Annotated in this window: 20 protein-coding genes; 7 read left to right on the top strand and 13 right to left on the bottom strand. The window is 71.0% G+C overall.

Annotation, left to right across the window (positions count from 1 at the left end; all coding sequences use genetic code 11):
* Positions 1-18: 18 nt before the first annotated feature.
* Positions 19-1131, top strand: a complete 1113-nt coding sequence (locus ACFYRX_RS37950; protein WP_389110242.1) for a dipeptidase — start codon at positions 19-21, stop codon at positions 1129-1131.
* Positions 1132-1134: 3 nt separating this feature from the next.
* Here the strand turns inward: ACFYRX_RS37950 and ACFYRX_RS37955 are convergent, their stop codons facing one another.
* Positions 1135-1527: a VOC family protein gene (locus ACFYRX_RS37955; protein ID WP_389110244.1), complete on the bottom strand. Its 393-nt coding sequence runs from the start codon at positions 1525-1527 to the stop codon at positions 1135-1137.
* Between the two features lie 15 nt (positions 1528-1542).
* Positions 1543-1902, bottom strand: coding sequence for a VOC family protein (locus tag ACFYRX_RS37960; protein ID WP_389110247.1), 360 nt, complete (start codon positions 1900-1902; stop codon positions 1543-1545).
* A 126-nt stretch (positions 1903-2028) separates the two neighbouring features.
* Between ACFYRX_RS37960 and ACFYRX_RS37965 the strand changes: the two genes are divergently transcribed.
* Positions 2029-2529, top strand: a complete 501-nt coding sequence (locus tag ACFYRX_RS37965; RefSeq protein WP_389110249.1) for a CGNR zinc finger domain-containing protein — start codon at positions 2029-2031, stop codon at positions 2527-2529.
* Positions 2530-2560: 31 nt separating this feature from the next.
* Here ACFYRX_RS37965 and ACFYRX_RS37970 read toward each other — a convergent pair whose 3' ends face one another.
* From ACFYRX_RS37970 to ACFYRX_RS38000, 7 genes are all read right to left on the bottom strand, one after another.
* Positions 2561-3256, bottom strand: coding sequence for a plastocyanin/azurin family copper-binding protein (locus ACFYRX_RS37970; RefSeq protein ID WP_389110252.1), 696 nt, complete (start codon positions 3254-3256; stop codon positions 2561-2563).
* The gene (locus ACFYRX_RS37975) at positions 3253-3711 is read right to left on the bottom strand and encodes a hypothetical protein (RefSeq protein ID WP_389110254.1); all 459 of its coding nucleotides are present in this window, start codon (positions 3709-3711) and stop codon (positions 3253-3255) included. Before ACFYRX_RS37975 ends, ACFYRX_RS37970 begins: the two co-directional genes overlap by 4 nt.
* 109 nt (positions 3712-3820) lie before the next feature.
* A complete protein-coding gene (locus ACFYRX_RS37980) occupies positions 3821-4840 on the bottom strand; it encodes a plastocyanin/azurin family copper-binding protein (protein ID WP_389110256.1) in 1020 nt (339 codons plus the stop codon).
* A gap of 49 nt (positions 4841-4889) precedes the next feature.
* Positions 4890-6200: a copper resistance CopC/CopD family protein gene (locus ACFYRX_RS37985; protein ID WP_389110259.1), complete on the bottom strand. Its 1311-nt coding sequence runs from the start codon at positions 6198-6200 to the stop codon at positions 4890-4892.
* The gene (locus ACFYRX_RS37990) at positions 6197-6847 is read right to left on the bottom strand and encodes a hypothetical protein (protein WP_389110262.1); all 651 of its coding nucleotides are present in this window, start codon (positions 6845-6847) and stop codon (positions 6197-6199) included. Before ACFYRX_RS37990 ends, ACFYRX_RS37985 begins: the two co-directional genes overlap by 4 nt.
* A 150-nt stretch (positions 6848-6997) precedes the next feature.
* Entirely contained in the window at positions 6998-8200 is a 1203-nt protein-coding gene (locus ACFYRX_RS37995; protein ID WP_389110265.1) for a DNA gyrase subunit B, read from the bottom strand.
* A 415-nt stretch (positions 8201-8615) separates the two neighbouring features.
* Positions 8616-9959 (bottom strand): UDP-glucose dehydrogenase family protein, encoded by a 1344-nt coding sequence (locus ACFYRX_RS38000; RefSeq protein ID WP_389110267.1) that lies wholly within the window; start codon positions 9957-9959, stop codon positions 8616-8618.
* 199 nt (positions 9960-10158) lie between these two features.
* On the opposite strand from ACFYRX_RS38000, the gene ACFYRX_RS38005 reads away from it, so the two are divergent.
* The 3 genes from ACFYRX_RS38005 to ACFYRX_RS38015 all read left to right on the top strand — a co-directional run bounded on the left by ACFYRX_RS38005 (position 10159) and on the right by ACFYRX_RS38015 (position 12797).
* Positions 10159-11316, top strand: a complete 1158-nt coding sequence (locus tag ACFYRX_RS38005; RefSeq protein ID WP_389110269.1) for an acyl-CoA dehydrogenase family protein — start codon at positions 10159-10161, stop codon at positions 11314-11316.
* Positions 11317-11496: 180 nt separating this feature from the next.
* Positions 11497-11859 (top strand): four-helix bundle copper-binding protein, encoded by a 363-nt coding sequence (locus tag ACFYRX_RS38010; protein ID WP_389110272.1) that lies wholly within the window; start codon positions 11497-11499, stop codon positions 11857-11859.
* Between the two features lie 143 nt (positions 11860-12002).
* The gene (locus ACFYRX_RS38015) at positions 12003-12797 is read left to right on the top strand and encodes a class I SAM-dependent methyltransferase (protein ID WP_389110380.1); all 795 of its coding nucleotides are present in this window, start codon (positions 12003-12005) and stop codon (positions 12795-12797) included.
* Between the two features lie 4 nt (positions 12798-12801).
* Here ACFYRX_RS38015 and ACFYRX_RS38020 read toward each other — a convergent pair whose 3' ends face one another.
* Complete coding sequence (locus ACFYRX_RS38020; protein ID WP_389110275.1) at positions 12802-14121, bottom strand: LCP family protein; 1320 nt, start codon at positions 14119-14121, stop codon at positions 12802-12804.
* Positions 14122-14239: 118 nt separating this feature from the next.
* On the opposite strand from ACFYRX_RS38020, the gene ACFYRX_RS38025 reads away from it, so the two are divergent.
* Complete coding sequence (locus ACFYRX_RS38025) at positions 14240-14800, top strand: acyl-CoA thioesterase (protein ID WP_389110276.1); 561 nt, start codon at positions 14240-14242, stop codon at positions 14798-14800.
* 65 nt (positions 14801-14865) lie between these two features.
* Here the strand turns inward: ACFYRX_RS38025 and ACFYRX_RS38030 are convergent, their stop codons facing one another.
* Positions 14866-16326 (bottom strand): LCP family protein, encoded by a 1461-nt coding sequence (locus ACFYRX_RS38030; RefSeq protein ID WP_389110279.1) that lies wholly within the window; start codon positions 16324-16326, stop codon positions 14866-14868.
* A gap of 130 nt (positions 16327-16456) precedes the next feature.
* Between ACFYRX_RS38030 and ACFYRX_RS38035 the strand changes: the two genes are divergently transcribed.
* On the top strand, positions 16457-17485 hold the full coding sequence (locus ACFYRX_RS38035) for a glycosyltransferase family 2 protein (RefSeq protein WP_389110282.1): 1029 nt from the start codon (positions 16457-16459) through the stop codon (positions 17483-17485).
* 31 nt (positions 17486-17516) lie between these two features.
* Here ACFYRX_RS38035 and ACFYRX_RS38040 read toward each other — a convergent pair whose 3' ends face one another.
* Together ACFYRX_RS38040 and ACFYRX_RS38045 are read right to left on the bottom strand one after the other, a co-directional pair.
* Positions 17517-19079: an LCP family protein gene (locus ACFYRX_RS38040; protein ID WP_389110284.1), complete on the bottom strand. Its 1563-nt coding sequence runs from the start codon at positions 19077-19079 to the stop codon at positions 17517-17519.
* Positions 19080-19222: 143 nt separating this feature from the next.
* Positions 19223-20956 carry an LCP family protein gene (locus ACFYRX_RS38045; protein WP_389110286.1) on the bottom strand — a complete coding sequence of 578 codons (1734 nt, stop codon included), beginning with the start codon at positions 20954-20956 and terminating at the stop codon, positions 19223-19225.
* Positions 20957-21083 lie beyond the last annotated feature (127 nt).

The following is a 21083-nucleotide window of genomic DNA, read 5'->3' on the forward strand; positions in this document are numbered from 1 at the left end:
CGACGTACGGAGCCCGTCATGGCAGACCTCCAGGACGAACTGCACACCACGGCCGAGGTGGGCGAGCTGCCCCAGCTCTTCGAGGCTGTGCCGGAGCTGTTGGCGCCCGTCCATGACCCGGACACCGATCTTCTGGAACGCGCCCGCGCCATCCTCGCCGCGCACCCCGTCGCCGACGGCTACAGCGGACTGCCCTGGGCCCTGCGCCACCTGCCCTGGTTCGACCTGGAGCTCGGCGAGAGCGCCGTCGACACGGACGTGCCGCGGCTCAGGGAGGGGCACGTCGGCGCCCTGCTGTGGTCGCTGCACCTGCCCGAGGGGCTGGACGGGGACCGGGCGGTGGGCGCCACGCTGGAGCAGCTGGACCTGGTGAAGACGGTCGTACGGAACCACCCGGAGGGGCTGCGGCTCGCCCGCACCGCCAGCGAGACCATGGACGCCCGCAACTGCGGCCGGGCCGCCGTCCTGCTCGGTCCCGCGGGTGCCGCCGCCCTCGGCGACTCGCTCGGCATCCTGCGCTCCCTGCACGCCCTCGGCCTGCGCGCCCTCACCCTGACCGGGGTGTCCTGGGCGAGCGAGGCCGGGCTCACCCGGTTCGGCGAGGAGGTGCTGCGCGAGATGAACAGGCTCGGTGTGCTCGCCGACCTCTCCGGCGCCTCGGACGTCACCATGCGGCGGGCCCTGGGGGTCTCCAAGGCGCCCGTGCTGTTCACCCGCTCCGCCGCCCGCGCCCTGCGCCCCCACCCCGCCAACCTCCCCGACGACCTGCTCGCCGAGCTGGGCGCCGTCAACGGACTGTGCATGGTGCCGCTGACCGCCGAGCAGACCGGCCCGACGGTCCGGGACGTCGCCGACCACCTCGACCACGTGCGCGCGGTAGCGGGCGCCGAATGCGTCGGGCTGTCCGGCACCTACGACGCCGGCACCGCCCACCCGCAGGAACTCGGCGACGCCTCCTGCTACCCGCACCTCGTCGCCGAGCTGCTGCGCCGCGGCTGGACCGAGGCCGACCTCGCCCTGCTGACCTGGGGCAACGTCCAGCGGGTCCTGCGCGGGTCCGACTTCACGGCCCGGGCGGCGCAGCAACGGCGCGAGCCGTCCACGGCGAAGATCGCCGAGCTGGACGGCTAGGCCTCACAGGACCTCGTGCGCCTCGATCCGGCACAGGCAGAACGGGTGGCCCGCCGGGTCCGCGTACACCCGGAAGTCGTTCTTGTCCTCGGCCTGCAGCAGCCGGGCCCCCAGCTCCAGCACCTTGGCCTGTGCCGCGTCGATCTCCTCCCAGGTGCTGCCGCCGTCGAAGTCCAGGTGGAACTGCTGGGAGTTGCGGTCGGCGCGCGGCCACTCCGGCGGGGTGAACCCCGGTGCGCCCTGGAAGGCCAGCCGGGGTCCGCCGGGGACCTGCAGGACGACCCAGTCGGGGTCGTCGTCCTGCGGGGTGCCGCCCACGATCCCGGCGTAGAAGCGGGCGAGTGCGCGGGGATCGGGGCAGTCGATCACCACGGAACGAAAAGTCGCGACAGGCACGGGAGATCCTCCAGGTCAGCAGGCGCAGAGACAGAACGGGTGCCCCGCCGGATCCGCGTACACACGCCAGCTGCGCGAGCGGTCGTCGGTGTCGAGCGGCTTCGCCCCCAGTTCGAGGACGTACGCCTCGGCCGCGTCCAGGTCCTCGACGGTCAGGTCCAGGTGGAACTGCTGCGAGGCGTCGGGTGAGGGCCACTTCGGCGGTACGAAGCCGGGGCTGGCCTGGAAGGCCAGTGACGGCCCGCCGGGGATGCTGAGGTCGGTCCAGTCGCCCTCGCCCTCGACGCTGCCGCCGAGGACGGCGGCGTAGAAACCGGCGAGGGCGCGGGGGTCCGGACAGTCCAGGACGACGGTTCCGAGGGTGGCGACGGCCACGGCTTCCTCCTTGAAGCGCGGTTACCAGTAGAGCGCGGCAACCAGTAACGGTGTTACCGCATGCTCCCGTATTGGAGGTAACGTTGCAAGGGAATTCACCGGCCACCAGGTAGGCAGCGTGCAGCCATGAGTGAGCGATCGCCCGCTCCGGGGCGCCTCGGACTGATCCAGGACCTCGTCAACACGCTGAACCTGGAGTCCGGTGCCGACGCGCTGGACACGGCGGCGGGCCGGGCGCGCTTCGGGCTCGCCGAGAGCGAGGCGGCGGGGGCCCGTGAGCTGCGCGAGTCGCTGCGGGTCGCACTGCTGGCCCACGCGGGCCATCCGCCGCACCGGGCGGTCACGCCGCTGGGGGACCTGCTGGCGTCGGCGCCGCTGCTCCTGACCTTCACCGCGGATGGCTCTGCCGCGCTCGCCCCCGCCGACGCCCGGCCCCTCCACTCCCGCGTCGCCGCCGCCGTCGCCGAGTCGCTGGTCGCGGGAACGTGGAGCCGCTTCAAGGCCTGTGAGGCCCCGGACTGTCACTGGGCGTACTACGACCGCAGTCCGGCGGGGCGGGGGCGGTGGTGCTCGATGCAGGTGTGCGGGGCCCGGGCGAAGATGCGGCGGTACCGCGCCAAGGACTGACACCGCCCCGCGTCCGCTCAGGCAGCCGCTGTCAGGGCTCCTCCCTCTGCGCCCGGGACGTCCTGGAGCCCACCAGCAGGAGGCACAGGACCGCCACTCCGGCCACCAGACCCGCCAGGAGCAGCAGGGGATCCAGGGGGCGGACCGTCGAGGCCGTCGTCTGGATCACGGGCTGCTGTGCCGTCTGCGGTACGGCCGCCCCGCCTGCCCCGGCCGCCGTGGGGGACGGGGAGGGGGACGAGGGCGGCATCGTCATCGACATCGCCGGGGTCGAGCGGGCGGCACGCGGAGCGGTCCGGGCCGGTGTCGCCGCCTCCCGCTGCGTGGCGGACCCGGTGTGCACATGCTGCGCCGGTGCCGTCGAGGACCTCGCGGGAACCGGGGCCGGGGCCGCCGCCCGGACCGTGATCCCCGCCGTCATGTCCGGGTGAACCGTGCAGACGTAGCCGTAGGAACCGGCCGTGGTGAACGTGAAGCTCCAGCTCTGGCCCTTGTTCAGCATGGGGGAGTGGATCGAGAGCGGGCCGGAGGTGGTCTTCACGTCGTGCGGGGCCGTGTCGTAGTTGGTCCAGGTCACCGTGGAGCCGGCGGGCACGCTCAGGGACGCCGGTGAGAAGGCGTACCCCTTCATGGCCACGGAGTAGCCCGCGGCCGAGGCCTGCCCCGACGGCAGCAGCCACACGGTGAGGAGGGCGAGCGCCGCCGCGGCCCGCAGCAGGCCCCTCACGCGAACTCCGCCGCGACGAGCAGCCGCAGCCGCGTGGCCGGCAGTCGCCACGGCAGCCGGAATCCGGTGGCCCGGCGCAGCAGCCGGTACGGCAGCCGGGCCGTGCCCACGACGAGCAGCCGGTCCACCGCCCGCTCGACCACGCGCAGCCGCAGCAGGACGGGAAAGGCGACCTCGTCGAGGACGAGGTCGGCGGTGAGCTGGAGGCGGTCGCCGGGCAGGTCCTCGACCTGCTCGGAGGTGAGTACGGCCCGCAGCTCACGGTGGTCGAACTCGAAGCGGAACGCCGACTGCGCGGCGTCCTCGGACACCTCCAGGGCGGCCCCGGCGAGCGGCACCCGCCGCCGCCGTACCGGCAGCGGCCCGTACCAGGCGGTGAGTTCGGCGAGCGAGCGGCCGGGGGCCACGCCGAGCCGGCGGGGCGGAGGAACGGTGGGCAGGGTGACGGTTGTCATCCCGAACTCCTTGGAAAGCGGTTCCCGAAATGTGGCGGGGGTGTGGAGAATGACCGTGGACGCCGTTCCGGCCGGCTGAGCCCCGGCCGGAACGGCGTCCACCCAGCTGTCAGCAGCTGGTGGTGAGGAAGTCCGTGGTGGGCGTGAGCAGGTGCTCGGCCCAGACGGTGTGCATCTTCACGTAGGCGTCGGGGTTCAGCAGATCGGTGACCTGCTGCCCGAGCGACTCCTCCAGGTGCGCGGAGTTGATGTGGGCCAGCAGCACGCTGAGCGTGCTGTCGAGCACCGTGCCCCCGTCGTTGACGGCCGGCTTGAGGATGCTCTCGATCCACACCGTGTGCATCTTGATGTACGAGTCCAGCGACAGCGCGTCCTGCACCTGCTGGCCCGGCGACTCCTCCAGGTGCGCCGCGTAGATGTGCTGCAGGATCGGCAGGAGCTCGTTGCGGATGCTCGTGCACTGCTCGCCGGAACCGGAGCCGTCACCGCTGGTGGGCGTGGCCGTCGGAGTCGCCGTCGGCATCGGCATGCCGGTCGGTGTCGACGTGGGCGTGGCCGTCGGCGTGGCCGTGGGGCCCGTCGTCGGGGTCGCCGTGGGTGCCGTCGAGGTCGGCGTCGGCGCGGGCGTCGTACCGCCACCGCCACCGCCGGACGCCGCCACGACCTTCACCGACGACACCATGTCCGGGTGCACCGCGCAGTAGTACTCGTACGTCCCCACCTTGGTGAAGGTGTACGACCACGAGTCGCCCTTCTGGAGGGTCCCCGAGTCGAAGGCCACCGGGGCCTTGGTCGTGGTCACCGTGTGCGGGGCGCTGTCGTGGTTGGTCCATCGGACGGTCTGGCCGACCTCGACGACGAGCTGCTTACCGTCGCCGAACTTGTAGCCCGTGATGTCGACCTGGTAGTCGGGGGTGGCCGCGGCCTTCATGTCGGCCGTGTCGGCAGCGGGCGCCTGAGCCGCGCCCGCTGCCTGGGAGGCCGCCGTGGAGCCCGTGGCCGCGCTGAGCAGCCCGAGACTGAGCACCGCGGCGAGCGCCGCACCCAGTCCGGCGACCAGCAGGGACCGGTTTCCGGCCCGCCCGGTGCCCGGCTTGCGCCGCTCACCGGTGTCGTCGCTTCTTTTCACTTCAACTCCTATTGTTTCCCAGGGAGTTGTTTCCCATGGACCATGGAGGTCAGCGGCCGGGATCGGCCGTGACCAGCAGACTCGTCACGGCGAGCACGACGAGGACGAGCCCCGTCTCGGCCGCGACCGAGTAACCGAAGGGCCGCACGGTGGCGGCGTCGCCGCGCAGCAGCACGGCGAGATCGAGACGGGTGCGCACCCACTGGCGGCTCGCGAACGCGGCCACCAGGACGCCCCCGAGGACGGCCGTCTTGACGAGCAGCAGATGCCCGTACGACGTGTGCAGCAGGGCGTCGTACGACCCCACCACCTGCCACGCGAGCACCAGCCCGGCGCCGACGATGCCCGTGACGCTCAGCGCCGCGAGCCGCGAGTAGCCCGGCACCACCTCGGCCAGCTCCCCGGCCCGCCGGCGCGGCAGCACCGCCAGCGCGAGCATGGCGAGCCCGCCGATCCACAGGGAGGCCCCGAGCAGGTGGACGAAGTCGGCGATCGCGCCCCAAGTGGGCTCACTGCCCTCGGAGTTGTGGCCCGTCATGCCCGTGGTGCGCAGCAGCCCGAACGTCACCGCGAGCGCGCCCACCCGCCAGCCCGGCGAACGCGCGGCACCCTGGAGCAGCGCGGCGAGCACCACGGCCGCGAGCACCCACATCAGGCCGCGCGCGGCGAGCACGATGCCGGGTTCGGTGGCCAGGACGTCGGCGTACGTGGCCGGCCACAGCGCGTCCCGCAGTCCGCCCAGGGAGGCGTACGCCCCCTGCAGGCCTACGGCCGCCACGGTCGCCAGCAGCCCGCCCGTCCAGGCCAGCCCGAGCAGCGCCCGGGCCCTCGGCTCGTACGCCCCGCCCGGCCACAGCAGCGCGACGAACGCGAGCCCGCCGACGAACAGGGCCAGCGCGAGATATCCGGCCCAGCGCACGGCGACGAGACTCTTGCGCACCGTGGGGGACGGCGCGGGAGCGGCGGCCGTGACCGCGGTGTCACTGGTGCCGGGGGCGGCCGCCCCCACGGTGAAGGCGATCCGTCCGGAGGAGGCATGTCCGTCCTCCGCGTCCACGACCGACCAGACGACGGCGAACCGCCCGTCTGCGGGACTGCCGAGCGCGACCCGCACGACGTTGTTCCTCGCCGCGTGGGACACCGGCAGCCGGTCCCCCTCCAACGTCAGGACCCGCACGTCGGCCAGGTCGACGGCCTCGTCGAAGGTGAGGGTGAGATGGGTGGGCGTCTTCTCCGGGGTGGCCCCGTCCTTGGGGGAGGAACTCACCAACTCGGTGTGCGCGGAAGCGGGTTGGACGGTGCCGAGCAGGGCGCAGAGGAGGGCGGCGAGGAGCAGCAGGGCCCGGTGCGCGCTCCTCATGGCGTCGCCTCGGGCCGCGGGGAGGCGGACAGGGCTCCGCCGAGCAGGGCGGAGACGGGAGCGAGGCCCACGCAGGGGGACGGCGTGGGCGTCGCCGTGGGGGAGGCGCTCGCGCCGCCCAGGAGGCCGAGGACGGGCTCGGTGAGCCCGACGAGCAACGGCTGCACGAGGGTGACCTCGCCGTCCTGGCAGGTGTCCGTGGCGGAGGGCGAGGGCGTGGGGGTCGGGGTGGGGGTGGGTGTCGGCGTGGGGGAGTCGGAACCCGACGGCGGAGAGGTCGGGTGCCCGGTATGGCCGCCGCCCTGTCCTCCCCCTTGTCCTCCGCCCTCTCCTCCGCTTCCGCCGACGGGGACGGCACCGCTCACGAAGCCCCCACCGCCGTATCCGAGGTCAGTGCCTCCTGCGCCGTACGCCGGCAACTCCCCGGAACCCACCGGCATTTGCCCTGCCTCCGGGTCGCTCGCCACCGGAGCCGTGGCCGCGGGCGACGCGGCCGGGGGAACCGCCGCCTCGGCCGCCCCGGCGCCGGCGGGAGCGCCGATCCCCGACGCGTACCCGAGCACGATCACCACGGCTCCCACGAGCGCTCCGGCGACCAGTTCGTCGCGATGGTCGCGCGGCCACTCCCCCTTGCGGAACAAGGGCATGACTCAACTCCTGACATGCTCAAGTCAATTCGACCGAAGAACTCGGCGGATGACGAACAGTGGAGTGGAGGGCGGATTCCGCTCGACTACGCGTTGGTTAACCGATCGTTGCCTACCTCTCCTTTACGGGGGCATGGCCTGTGAGAACGGTCAATTCGCCACCGTGCTCGAATGCAAATCGAACCTGTCTTGAGGATTCCAGGGAAGCCTGCATATGCCGATCACGGACTTTGCCTGCTCCGGGTGTTCCATGAGCCACACGGAAAGGTGCTCCCGGACGGCCTGTTCGACGCAGGCATGTACCTCGGCACCGCCGAGCCGCCCCCTCGTGGCGCCCTCGAACTCGGGCCCGTCCAGCCACACCGACACGACCGACGTCAGGCCCCGGCCGATCCGGTCGGGGCCGAAGTCGGGATCGGCCGCCGTCAGCAGCCCGTGCGTCCGCCCGTACGCGCTGAGCGCGGCTGCCAGTCCGGCGCGGAAGCCCGCCGTGTGCGTACCGCCCTCGCCGGTGGCCCGGCTGTTGGCGAAGGACCGCATCCGCTCCTCGTCCGAGTCGGACCAGCGCAGGGCCACGTCCATGACGCCCGCCATGCGCGGGTCCTCCCGCTCGAAGTGGATGACGTCCGGGTGCAGGGGGCTGCCCGCTCCTTCTTCGAGGAGGGACACGAAGTCCCGTGTCCCGCCCGGGAATCGGAACCTCTGCGCCCGGGCCTGGTCCGGGGTGCGCTCGTCGGTCAGGGAGATCTCCAGGCCCGGGTTCAGCAGGGCCAGCTCCGCGAGGCGCTGCTCCAGTGCGGGGAGCGAGCACTCCGGCGTCTCGAAGATCCCGGCGTCGGGACGGAAGAAGAAGGCGGTCCCGGTGCCGGTCGCCGGACCGGCGGCGACGGGCGGACCGACGGCGACGCCTTGCTCGTACTCCTGGGTCCACCGGACCCCCTCGCGCCGCACCTCGGCCGTCAGGCGGCTCGACAGGGCGTTGACGACGAAGAGCCCGCTGCTGAAGAAGGGCGCCGCGTCCACGGCGTGGCGCCCCTTGGGCCCCTTTTCGCTCTCCCAGCGTGTCAGCACGGCTTCGAGTGCGGGCCCGCCCGAGTGCCCGGCCGCCTCGACCGGGATGCCGGGCCCGCTGTCGGCGACCCGCACACCGTCGGGGGCGAGCGTGACCTCCACGGAGCCGGTGCCCGCGGCGAGAACATCGTTCACGGCGCGGTCGACGACCGTGAACACCATGTGGCGCGGCCCGCGTTCACCGGTCGAACCGACCCACATCCCGGGCCGCTTCCGTACAGCCGCCCGTCCCTCCAGAACCTCGATGTGACTGGCGTCGTACCCACTGGCTTCCGCACCCACGAAGTCTCCCCACGACAGCGTCCGACAGACCTCGCCAGCCTAGGTGGAATCCTGGAAATTGCCAGGTCAGAGCATGTTTGCCGAAGGCGTGGACGGATGGCTGGGTGCCGACGGGAGGGCGGCCGACCAAAGGGGTTGCGCACCGCCACCGAAACGCGCCAGGGCCCCTGCCGGAGGCGCGCACGGGCCAATTCGCGGTCGCCCGCGGGCCGTTGATTCACGGACTCCGATGCGAAGACATTGCCGCCGGCGGCCGCGCAGAGCTCGGAGCGCGGAGCGGGTCGCCGGGGCGATCACGCGGGCACGGAAATCCTTCGTGTCCGTGTCCGTGTCCGTGTCCGTGCCCGTGCCGTGGACCTGGACCTCCGTGTATCCCGGACTTTCGAGCCGCGGGCTCTGATGCCGCCGCAGCCGTTCAGGCCGTCGGCCGTCCCATCGCCCGGTACGTCCAGCCGGCCTTCCGCCACAGGGCCGGGTCCAGGGCGTTGCGGCCGTCCAGGATCACCTTCGCCGACACGGCCTCGCCGAGCGCCGCCGGGTCCAGCTCGCGGAACTCCCGCCACTCCGTGAGGTGCAGTACGACGTCGGCGCCCCGTACCGCGTCCACCGCGGTGTCGGCATAGCCGAGGGTCGGGAAGAGGCGGCGGGCGTTGGCCATGCCCTTCGGGTCGTAGACCGTGACCTGGCCGCCCTGGAGGTGGATCTGCCCGGCGACGTTCAGCGCGGGGGAGTCCCGGACGTCGTCCGAGTCGGGCTTGAAGGTGGCGCCGAGCACCGCGACCCGCTTGCCGAGGAAGGGTCCGCCGCCCAGTATCTGCCGGGCCAGTTCCACCATCTGGCCGCGCTGGCGCATGTTGATCGAGTCGATCTCGCGCAAGAAGGTCAGCGCCTGGTCGGCACCGAGCTCACCGGCGCGGGCCATGAAGGCCCGGATGTCCTTCGGCAGACAGCCGCCGCCGAAGCCGATACCGGCCCGCAGGAACTTCTTCCCGATCCGGTCGTCGTACCCGATCGCCTCGGCGAGCCTCGCGACATCGCCGCCGGAGGCCTCGCACATCTCCGCCATCGCGTTGATGAAGGAGATCTTGGTGGCCAGGAAGGAGTTCGCGGACGTCTTCACCAGCTCCGCGGTCGGGAAGTCGGTCACCACGAAGGGCGTGCCCTCGCCCAGCGGCGTGGCGTACACCTGGCGCAGCAGCTTCTCCGCGCGCTCACTGCGTACGCCGACCACGATCCGGTCCGGGTGCAGCGTGTCGTCCACCGCGAACCCCTCGCGCAGGAACTCCGGGTTCCAGGCCAGCTCGGCGTCGGCGCCCGCGGGGGAGTGGTCGGCGAGGTAGCGGGCGAGCCGGTCGGCGGACCCGACGGGCACGGTGGACTTGCCGACGACGAGGGCCGGGCGGGTCAGGTGCGGGGCCAGCGAGGCGATCGCCGAGTCGACGTACGACATGTCGCAGGCGTACTCGCCGTGCCGCTGCGGAGTGTTCACGCAGACGAAGTGGACGTCACCGAACGCGCCCACCTCTTCGAAGTCCATGGTGAAGCGCAGCCGGCCGGTGGACCCTTCGATCCCCGCCACATGCTTGCGGAGCAGATCCTCCAGACCGGGCTCGTACATCGGGACCTCGCCCCGCTGGAGCATCTCGATCTTCTCGGGAACGACATCGAGTCCCAGCACCTCGAAACCGAGCTCGGCCATGGCCGCGGCGTGTGTCGCGCCGAGGTAGCCGGTGCCGATCACGGTGATCTTGAGGCTCATGATGCTCCAGACGAGTCTGCAGAGGGTCTGCGGTCATGCGGTGCCCGAGCATAGTCGGGCCGTGCGACGGGCAGTTTTCCCCCTGCCTTTCCCCCTGTCGCCAAGCTCACGTATCCGTCCCGTGAGCGTGCCCCTAAAATTTGAGTTACTTAACGGTAATTAGCACAGGCACCGCAGCGTCTTGGAGCGTGAGAGAACCTTGGCCGGATCGGCTGACTTCGACCTGTACCGCCCGTCCGAGGAGCACGACATGCTCCGGGACGCCATCCGCTCGCTGGCGGAGGCGAAGATCGCGCCGTACGCCGCCGCGGTCGACGAGGAGGCCCGCTTCCCCCAGGAGGCACTGGACGCCCTGGTCGCCAGCGACCTGCACGCCGTCCACGTCCCCGAGGAGTACGGCGGCGCGGGCGCCGACGCGCTCGCCACGGTGATCGTGATCGAGGAGGTCGCGCGTGTCTGCGTGAGCTCCTCCCTCATCCCCGCGGTCAACAAGCTGGGCTCGCTCCCGGTGATCCTCTCGGGTTCCGAGGACCTGAAGAAGAAGTACCTCGGCCCGCTCGCCAAGGGCGACGCGATGTTCTCGTACGCCCTCTCCGAGCCGGACGCCGGCTCCGACGCGGCCGGCATGAAGACCAGGGCGGTCCGCGACGGCGACCACTGGATCCTCAACGGCGTGAAGCGCTGGATCACCAACGCCGGCGTCTCCGAGTACTACACCGTGATGGCCGTGACGGACCCGGAGAAGCGCTCGAAGGGAATCTCCGCGTTCGTCGTCGAGAAGTCCGACGAGGGCGTCTCCTTCGGCGCCCCCGAGAAGAAGCTCGGCATCAAGGGCTCCCCGACCCGCGAGGTCTACCTCGACAACGTCCGCATCCCCGCCGACCGCATGATCGGCGCCGAGGGCACCGGCTTCGCCACGGCGATGAAGACCCTGGACCACACCCGCATCACCATCGCCGCCCAGGCCCTCGGCGTCGCCCAGGGCGCCCTCGACTACGCCAAGGGCTACGTCCAGGAACGCAAGCAGTTCGGCAAGGCCATCGCCGAGTTCCAGGGCATCCAGTTCATGCTCGCGGACATGGCCATGAAGATCGAGGCCGCCCGCCAGCTGACCTACGCGGCGGCCGCCAAGTCCGAGCGCGGCGACAAGGACCTCACCTTCCAGGGCGCCGCCGCCAAGTGCTTCGCCTCGGACGTGGCGATGGAGGTCACCACGGACGCGGTCCAGCTCCTGGGCGGATACGGGTACACGCGGGACTACCCGGTGGAGCGGATGATGCGCGACGCGAAGATCACCCAGATCTATGAAGGCACCAACCAGGTCCAGCGCATCGTGATGGCGCGGAACCTGCCGTAGCCGGTCCGACCGGCGACGACTGAGCCCCCGGAGGCGTTCCGGGGGCTTTTGTCGTGGTGTGAGGTGGGCGTTTCGGGGCGGATTGTTGGCGTCCGCCCGATGGCGCCCGGTCCGGGACAGGCGTAGGACGGTAGGGCACGGGGCCCGTCCCGGGTTCCCGCATCCCCCTCAGGAGGAGCCATGACCCAGGCCGAGAGCATGTCCGTGATGAGCAAGGAGATGCAGGACTGCGTGGCGGCGTGCATGGAGTGCCACAGCGTGTGCGAGGAGACCATGAGCTCCTGCATGCAGGCGGGCGGCCAGGCGCAGATGCAGGTCATGCGGGCGCTCATGGACTGCGCCGACATGACCCGCATGTGCGCGGACATGATGATGCGCCGCTCGCCCATGTCGGCGGAGATGTGCGCGATGTGCGCCAAGGCGTGCGAGATGTGCGCCGAGGCGTGTATGTCCATGCCGGACGATGCCCAGATGATGCGGTGCGCGCAGGCGTGTCGCCGCTGTGCGCAGACCTGTCGCGCGATGTCGGGCATGGCGATGTGACGTCGGTGTCCCAGTGACCGGATCGAGGGCACCCGGGAGGTGCCCTCGATCGTCGGTGCGGCAGGGTGAGGTGCGTGACCACAGAGAACACGAAGCCGCCCTGTACGGACGCCACCGAGGCCTTCGACGCTGCCGAGCGTGCGATGTGGCAGGGCCGTACCGAGGCCTATGCCGGGAGTTTCGCGCGGTTGTGCGCGCACCCCGTGGAGGAGCTGCTGGACGCGGCCGGGGTCCGGGCGGGGACGCGGGTCCTCGACGTCGGGACCGGGACCGGTACGGCGGCCGTGGCGGCGCGGGCGCGGGGAGCCCGGGTGAGTGCCGTGGACGCCGATGCCGGGATGGTGGCGGCGGCGCGCTCGCGCGGGATCGACGCACGGACCGGTGTGCTGCCCGAACTCCCTTACCGGGACGGTGAGTTCGATGCCGTCGTCGGCAACTTCGTGCTCAACCACGTCGGCCGCCCCCGCCCCGCTCTCGCCGGGCTTCACCGCGTTCTGCGTCCCGACGGCCGGCTCGCGCTCACGACGTGGAGTGAGCGCCGCGGTGCCGGGCAGGACCTGCTCGGCCGGGCCTGCGCGGCGGGCGGGGCCGTACCCCCGGCGTACATTCCGCGGCTGGATCCGGCCGAGGACTGGACCCGTACGCCGGAAGGGTTTTCCCAACTCCTCGGGGATGCCGGGTTCTTCGGGGTGGAGGCGGCCGAACTCGAATGGGACCACCGGGCCGGGGTCGAGGAGTGGTGGAGCGGGGCCTCGGGCGGGGTCGCCACCATCGGACTGGTCGTCACGTCGCAGGACGCGGAGACCGTGGTGCGGATCCGTCGGGAGTACGAGCGTCTGTGTGCCGAATACGCGGATGCGGAAGGGCAGTTGGCCCTTCCGCACATCGCGCTGCTCGCCTCGGGTCGGCGGACCCAGCTAGGGCCCACAGGCCCGTAGGCCCTCAGTTGCCGGTGACCGTGACCTTCTCGTCGTTGTTCAGCTCCTGCACCAGCTGCTTCACCTTCGCCTTGTCCCAGACGAGGTTGCCTCCGGTGGACCCGGAGATCGGCATGTTCAGCGAGGTGCCGTCGCCGCCGTTGACGCCCTTCATCGCGAAGAACATCGACCCCAGGTCGTACAGGCCCATGTCCTTGTCGACGATGAGCGAGTCCAGGCCCGCGCCAAGCGTCGGGTAGAGCTTGAAGGGGTTCAGGACCGTGCCGGGGGTGGCCACCTGGTGGGCGAGGGCCGCGAGGAACTTCTGCTGGTTCTTGGTGCGCTGCAGGTCGGACGCGGCGAACGCGTGCCGGGTGCGGACGAAGGCGAGCGCCTGGTCGCCGTTCAGCGTCTGCTTGCCCGCCTTGAAGTCGGCGCCGGAGTACTTGTCCTTGAACCCCTTGTCGATGTTGATCTCGACCCCGCCGACCGCGTCCACGATGCTCGCGAAGCCGGCGAAGCCGATCTCGACGTAGTGGTCGATGCGCAGCCCGGTGTTGAACTCGACGGTCCGCACCAGCAGCTCGGGGCCGTCCTCGGCGTACGCGGCGTTCAGCTTCACGTGCCGGCCGGTGCCCTTGTAGGTCTTGCCGGACTCGGAGCCCACGAAGCTCGGGATCTCCACGTCCGAGTCACGCGGCAGCGAGATCAGTGTGTCGCCGTTGCCGCCGGTGTGCAGGATCATCATCGAGTCGGTGCGCTTGCCCTCGGCGGAGCCGGTGTGCAGCTGCTTCTTCTGCTCGGAGGAGAGCCCGGCACGGCTGTCGGAGCCGACGATCAGGTAGTTCGTGCCGTCGCCCTGGTCCGGCCGGTCGATGACCTTGGACAGGTCGACGTCACGGTGGAGCTTGGAGTCGGCCCAGAAGTAGGTGCCGACGGTCGTCACGACCAGCACGGTGATCACGACGATCGCGGTCCACTTGATCCGCTTGCGCCAGTTCGGCGCCGGACGCGGACCCCGGGCACCGCCCGGATCTCCGGGGCCGCCGTGGCCACCGCCGCCGCCGGGGCTGCCGTAGACCTGGCCCGTGTTGTAGCCGCTGTCGTACTGGTCGTAGTCGCCGCCGTGACCCTGGCCGTTGACGTACGACGGCTGCTGCGGCACACCGCTGCCGTACGGCGGTGCGGACGGGCCCTGGGAGCCGTACGCGTCATGTCCGGGCGCCCCCCGGCCGCGGCCGACCTGCCGCATGACGCGGGCGCTCTCGGGCTGCGGGTTCGCGCTGCCGCGTCCGTACCGGTCGCCGCGGTTGTCGCCGGACCATCCCTCGGGCCAATCGTTCATGGGGCCCAGTGTGCAGGTACCTGCTGTGCCCTATACAAGGGTCGTCGGAAAATCAGGGCATCCCTGTTGCCAAGCTGACACAAATTCCCGGATTGTCGTCACGGCATAGGGTGAGGCCATGACAGACCAGGCCACCGGCGTCGCGGAACCGGTCACAGCCGAGATCCCGGGCAAGCCCACCTCAGCGTCCCGCACCACGCTCAGCCACATCATGACCCAGGCCGACACCAACCTCCTGGGCACCGTGCACGGCGGCGTGATCATGAAGCTGGTCGACGACGCGGCGGGCGCGGTGGCCGGCCGGCACAGCGGCGGGCCCGCGGTCACCGCCTCGATGGACGAGATGGCGTTCCTGGAGCCGGTCCGCGTGGGCGACCTCGTCCATGTGAAGGCCCAGGTCAACTGGACGGGCCGGACCTCGATGGAGGTCGGCGTCCGGGTCCTGGCCGAACGCTGGAACGAGTCCACTCCCGCCACCCAGGTCGGCTCCGCCTACCTCGTCTTCGCGGCCGTGGACGCCGACGGCAGGCCCCGCCGGGTCCCGCCGGTGCTGCCGGAGACGGAACGGGACGAGCGCCGCTACCAGGAGGCCCAGATCCGCCGCACCCACCGCCTCGCGCGCCGCCGGGCGATCATGGAGCTGCGGGAGAGGCGGGCGGCGGAGGGGTTCGGGGACTGAGCGGGGCGCCCTGCTCGCCGCCGTCCGCCGCGCCGACCACCGCCTGCCCCCCCCGGGGGGTGCGCCTACGCGCACCCCACCTCGTCCCCCGTCACCACCCCGAACTCCCCCTGCTGCTCGTCCTCGGCCCGTACCTTGCGTACCTTCTCGAAGTCCGTGCCCGCGATCACCTTCAGTACGGGTCCCTGTCCCTTCACCGCCCGCAGTTCGCTCCCGGGCAGTGCGGCCGCCAGGGAGCGGGCCGAGCGGTCCCAGCGGGGGTCGTAGGTGACGATCGTGCGCTTGACCGTGCGGTCGGCCGACGTCGTCGGGACACCCGTCGTACGGAAGCCCGTCGAGGCCAGCGCCGCGTCGACCCGCTGACCGAGCCCGCCCGTCGCCGTGCCGTTCTCGACCTGGACGCGGATCTGCTGCGGGGCCACGGGGACGAGCAGTGCCTTGCTCTTCGGCCGGTGTACGGCCAGCGGCTTGTCCTCGCGCAGGGACTCGAAGAGGCGCCCGGACTTCACCGGGTCCCACTTGAGGGTGGAGCCGACGCCCTTGACGGCGTATCCCATCTGCCCGATGGGCACGGTCGTGAACTCCGACGACGAAGGCGAGAAGTTCCGCATCGCGCGGCCCAGGTCGAGGAGTTCGTCCGTGCCGAACTCCTTGTCGGCCCGTACGGAGCCGAGGACGGCCCGGGTCACGTCGCGGAACCTCATCGGGTTGAGGAGGATGCCGGAAGAGGTCGCGCGGTCGATCAGCGCCGCGAGGAATCTCTGCTGCCGCTTCATCCGGCCGAGGTCGGAGGACCCGTCGGCGTGCCGGGAGCGGACGTACTGGAGGGCCTGGCCGCCCATCAGCTGGTGCCGGCCGGCGGGCAGGTCGAGTCCGGTGTAGGTGTCCTTCAGCGGGTCGGCGTTGCAGATCTCGACGCCGCCGAGCACGTCCACCGTCTTCATGAAGCTGGTGAAGTCGACCTCCAGGTAGTGGTCGACCTTCACATGGGTCATGTTCTCGACGGTCCGGACGGTCAGCTGGGGCCCGCCCTCGGCGTACGCCGCGTTGAGCTTGATGGGATGCCCGTGGTGGCTTTCGCCGGTGGTCTGGTCGACGTGCTCGGGTGTCATCGCGTACGAGTCGCGCGGCAGGCTCACCACGCTCGCCCGCTCCCGGTCCTCAGCGATGTGCACGATCATGATCGTGTCGGTGCAGTGGCAGGGCGCGCCGCCGAGCCGGTACTTCTGCCGCTCGGCCTCGGTGATCTTTTCGCGGCCGTCGGTGCCGACCAGCAGGACGTTCATGCCGTGCCCGGCGCGCGGCCGGTTCTTCATGTCCTTGAAGGGGTCCACGCGCGCGATGTCCGCGTCGAGGCTGGTGAGCACCGCGTGTCCGATCCCGGCGGAGGCCAGCACGACGACGGACAGCGTGGTCGCCGCCCGCATGGCCCAGCGGGGCCGTTTCCGTCGTGCGGGTGGCCGGGAGGGCCTGCGCTGTGGTGGGCGAGGGCGGGCGGCGGAGGGACGGGGCGGCGTGGCGGGCATGGGGGGACACCTCCGCGAGAACGGCCGAACGAGGGATCGTGAGCACCGTAGGCCCATACGATCTGCGACGGCCCGCACTGCCTGGGCGGGGCGCGGCGGAGTCCCCCGTTCGCGGTAACGTGAGCCCTCTATGAACGCCAAGCCCGACGTGCAGCTCCCCGCCGTTTCTGTGATCATGCCCGTCCTCAATGAGGAACGGCACTTGCGCGGAGCCGTCCAAGCGATCCTCGCGCAGGAGTACGCCGGCGAGATGGAGGTCGTGATCGCCCTCGGTCCGTCCACGGACCGCACGGACGAGATCGCCGCCGAGCTCGTACGCGAAGACCCCCGCGTCCACACCGTCCCGAACCCCACCGGCCGTACGCCCGCCGCGCTCAACGCCGCGATCAAGGCCTCCCGCCACCCGATCGTCGTCCGCGTCGACGGGCACGGCATCCTCTCGCCCAACTACATCGCGACCGCCGTACGGCTCCTGGAGGAGACCGGCGCGCAGAACGTCGGCGGCATCATGCACGCCGAGGGCGAGAACGACTGGGAGCACGCGGTCGCCGCCGCGATGACCTCGAAGATCGGCGTCGGCAACGCGGCCTTCCACACCGGTGGTGAGGCACAGTCCGCCGAGACCGTGTACCTCGGGGTGTTCCGGCGCGAGGCGCTTGAGCAACAGGGCGGCTACAACGAGGAGTTCATCCGCGCCCAGGACTGGGAGCTCAACTTCCGGATCCGGGAGGCGGGCGGGCTCATCTGGTTCTCGCCCGAGCTGAGGGTGTCGTACCGCCCGCGGCCGTCGGTGAAGGCCCTGGCCAAGCAGTACAAGGACTACGGCCGCTGGCGGCACGTCGTCGCCCGCTACCACGAGGGCTCCATCAACCTGCGCTACCTCGCCCCGCCGGTCGCGGTGTGCGCGATCGCGGCCGGGATCGTGGTCGGCGCCGTGCTGACCCCGCTCGGCTTCGTGATCCCCGGCGGCTACCTCGCGGCGATCGTGCTGGGCTCGCTGCCCGCGGGCAAGGGGCTGCCGCCGAAGGCACGGCTCCAGATCCCCGTCGCCCTCGCCACCATGCACATGTGCTGGGGGTACGGCTTCCTGACCAGTCCGCGTTCGCTGGCCCGGCGGGTCATCGCCTCGCGGCGCCCGGCGGTGCTGAACAAGGTGTGACGAAGGGCCCCTCCGCGGAGGGGCCCTCTGTTCACGACCAGGTGAACCCCGGGTTCACGTGCATGCAGGCCGAGTCGTCCGCCCCGTTGAGGGCCTCCGCGGTCTTGGGAGTCGTGTCGTCCGCCACGGGCGCCTTGTAGGTGCTCCCGGTCCGCCAGTCCGCTCCCACGACGAGCGTGACCCCGGAGACGTCGGTCGACTTCTTCACCGAACTCATGGGAATTCCCAGGGACTTGGCGACCGCCTGGGCGTCGCCCTGGAGTTCGGCGCTCGGATAGCGCACGAGCGTCGTCGCCTCGCTCAGGGAACTGGACCGGTCGGCGGACGCCTTGCCGTAGCCCTTGTCCGCGAGCAGTCCGGCCACGGTGCTCGCGCGTCCGCTCGCGGCGGCCAGGGTGTCGGTGCGGGTGCCGTTCCGCACCAGGATCCCGATCTCGTCCTTCGCGGCGGCCGGGTCGTCGGAGGCCGCCTCGGTCTTCTCGGCGGTCACCTTCTTCGCGTCCTTGCCGTCGAGCGCGATGTCCTCGCGCACCAGCCGGAAGAGCTGCTCGGCGTCCTCGGTGGGCTCCACGCGCGCACCGACGTAACGATTCGGCATGGTCGTCATGGTGATGCGGGCCGGCTGGACCTTGCGCAGTTCGTTGCTGAGGTCGTAGAGCTTCTTGACGGTGCCCAGGTCCTGGTCGACCGTGATGGCCCGGGTGGCCTGCTCGGCCAGCTCGCGCAGCTTGTTCGGGCTGCTCATGGTGGCGTTCTCACGCAGCTGGCGGACCATCGAGTTCATGTACATGTGCTGGGCCTTGGCGCGGGCGAGGTCGCTGCCGTCCTCGAAGCCGTAGCGGGTGCGCAGCCACTGCAGCGCCTGCACGCCCTTGATGGAGGTGGTGCCCTTCTTCAGCTTCAGGCCGGAACCGTGGTCCTGGCCGTCGCGGGAGAGGATGTTCGCGTCCACGCAGACCGGGACTCCGCCGATGGCGTCCGCCATGGACACCACGCCCGAGAAGTCGACCATCATGAAGTGGTCGATGTGGATGCCGGTGAGCTCCTGCCAGGTGGCCACCGTGCAGCCGGGACCGCCGTGGCCGAGGCTCTGGTTGGCCATCACCCGCCCCTCGCTCGCCGCGTACACCTTGCCGTCGTCCGGGTCGGTGCACTTGGGGATCTTCAGAAGGGTGTCGCGCGGCATGCTGACGACCGAGAGGTTGCTGCGGTCGGCGGACAGGTGCAGCAGCATCTGCACGTCGGCGAGCGGAGTGGAGCCGAACGTCTCCTTCGCGCCGCCGAGTTCCTGGTTCTCCTTACTGTCCCGGGCGTCGGACCCGATGAGCAGGATGTTCAGCGGGGTCTGGCCCGCGGAGTTCGGTGTCGGTTCGGCGACCTGGGTCTCCCCGAGGTTCAGCTCGTCCCTGTCGATGTTGGAGTTCAGGTGCCGGTAGTAGAGGTAGCCGGTGCCGGCCACCCCGAGTATCAGCACCGCGAGCGTGGCCGCGGACCATCTGAGCACCCGGTGCTTGCGCGGCGCGCACCTGCTGCCGGGGCCACCGTCCCCCTCGGTGACCGGCTCGACTTCCTTGACGCTGTATTGCGTTGTCAACGTTCCCGTCCTCCCACCCACCCCACCGGACCCGCGGTCATGCCAACGGGCCCGCCGCATGTCTTAGACATACGACGGGCCCGTGAGGTTGCCCTACGAACCTGTGCGAGACCTGGGGGCCGGCTCGCGGTCCTCCGAGGGCCTCAGCTCGCGCACTGGACCTTGTCGGCGGTGGACTTCCCGTCGACGTTCGCGGGGGCCGCCGTGGTGGAGCTGAGCTTCACGCCCGCGCCCTTGAAGTCCTTGCCGAGGGTCAGGGTCATCGTGGGCAGGCCCTGGGAGTTGATGACGCTCTTGCCGGGCTTCAGCGCCGAACCGGACAGACCCATGATGTCGGCGAGCCTGCGGGCCTGGTCTGCCTGGTCGGGGTCGTACTCGAGGGTGGTCTTCGCCAGCGACGCGTCGGCGTTGCCCGCGTTCTCCGACTTCAGTACGCCCTCCTCGTTCTGGAGGTACAGCAGCTCGGCCTGCGCGGCACCCCCGGCCGCACCGCCGTTGACGATGCGCACCCGCACCTCGGACGCGGCCGACTTGGTGCCCTTGAGCCGGGCCGCGACCGCCCCCTTCTCCTTCTTCTGCTGTGCCTTGACCTCGGTGAACGAGACGTCGTTCTTGATCGCGTCGAAGACCGGGGGAGCCTGCGACTTGTTGATGACCACCGTCACCGGGATCTCCTCGGCGGGGTTGTCGACCACCGGGATCGTCATGAAGCTGATGTTCTTCGTCGGCACCTTCTTCAGCTCCAGGGCGATGTCCTTGAGCGTGCCGACCTTGCCGATCGCCTTGTCCACGGTGAGCGCGTTGGTCGCGGCCTCCGCCAGCTTCAGCAGCTTGGTGGGGCTGGTGAGGGTGTCGCCCGAGGTCATCTTGCGCATCAGCGAGCCCAGGAACTGCTGCTGCACCTTGATCCGGTCCAGGTCGCCGCTGTTGCCGAAGGCGTGCCGGGTGCGCACGAAGGCGAGGGCCTGCTCGCCCTCCACCTTCGACTCGCCCGCGGGCAGCACGAGCTTGGACTGCTTGTCGTTGACGGCCTTCTCCACACAGACGTCGACCCCGTCCACGGCCGTGGTCAGGGTCTTGACCGCGTTGAAGTCGGCCATCACGAAGTGGTCGGGCTTGATGCCCGTGGCCGCCTCGACCGTGCGCATCGTGCAGCCCGCGTCCCGGCCGCTCTCGCCGAGGCTCCGGTTGAAGCGGACGCCCTCCTGCCCGCTCACAACCGTTTTCGTGCCGTCGTCCTGATTGGTCTCGCAGTCCGGGATGTCGATGATCAGGTCGCGCGGAATGCTGAGCGCGGTCGCGTTCGTACGGTCCTTGGAGACGTGCAGCAGGATGTTGGTGTCGGCATGGCCCACGCTGCCGGCGTCGCCGTAGCCCTCGTTGCCGGCGCCCGTGCGTTTGTCGGTGCCGATGATGAGGATGTTGAAGGCCTCGTCCTTGCTGAAGCTGCTCGCGGCCGCGTCGCCGACGTCGGTCGTGCCGACGTTGCCCTCGAGGTGCTTGAGGTAGAAGTAGCCCGTCGTGGCACCGGCGACCAGGACGAACGCCATGGTGCCGCCGGTCCACAGCAGGGCCTTCTTCGCCTTCGACGGCTGCTTGGCCGGCCGGCGTCCGCGCCGACCCGGCAGCGGCTCCTCGGGCGCGCCCCGGCGTCTGCGCGGCGGCGGGACGCCACGGCCGGGGGCGACGGGGGCCGTCGTACGGCCGCTCGGTGCGCCCGCCCTGTTCGGGACCGGCGCGGGCCTGCGGGGACCGGGAACGCCCGACTGCGGAGCGGAGGGGGTCAGTCGCAGTTCGTATTCACCGGTGTTCGGATTGAGCACCCACTGGTCTGCGGGATCGACGTCTTCCGCCCGCCCACGGCCTTGTGTGTCCACGGTCCGAATCCTCCGTCAGGGCCACGTGGCGATCGATGGATCGCTCACACTATCCGCCCGGTTGGGCCTTGAGCGACGTGAGTTGTTCCTGTTCCGCTTCTGTGAGGGTGTACGTACGCCCGCCCCG

Origin of the sequence: Streptomyces sp. NPDC005374, from assembly GCF_042872225.1 — a bacterium.
Taxonomy (GTDB): Bacteria; Actinomycetota; Actinomycetes; order Streptomycetales; family Streptomycetaceae; genus Streptomyces.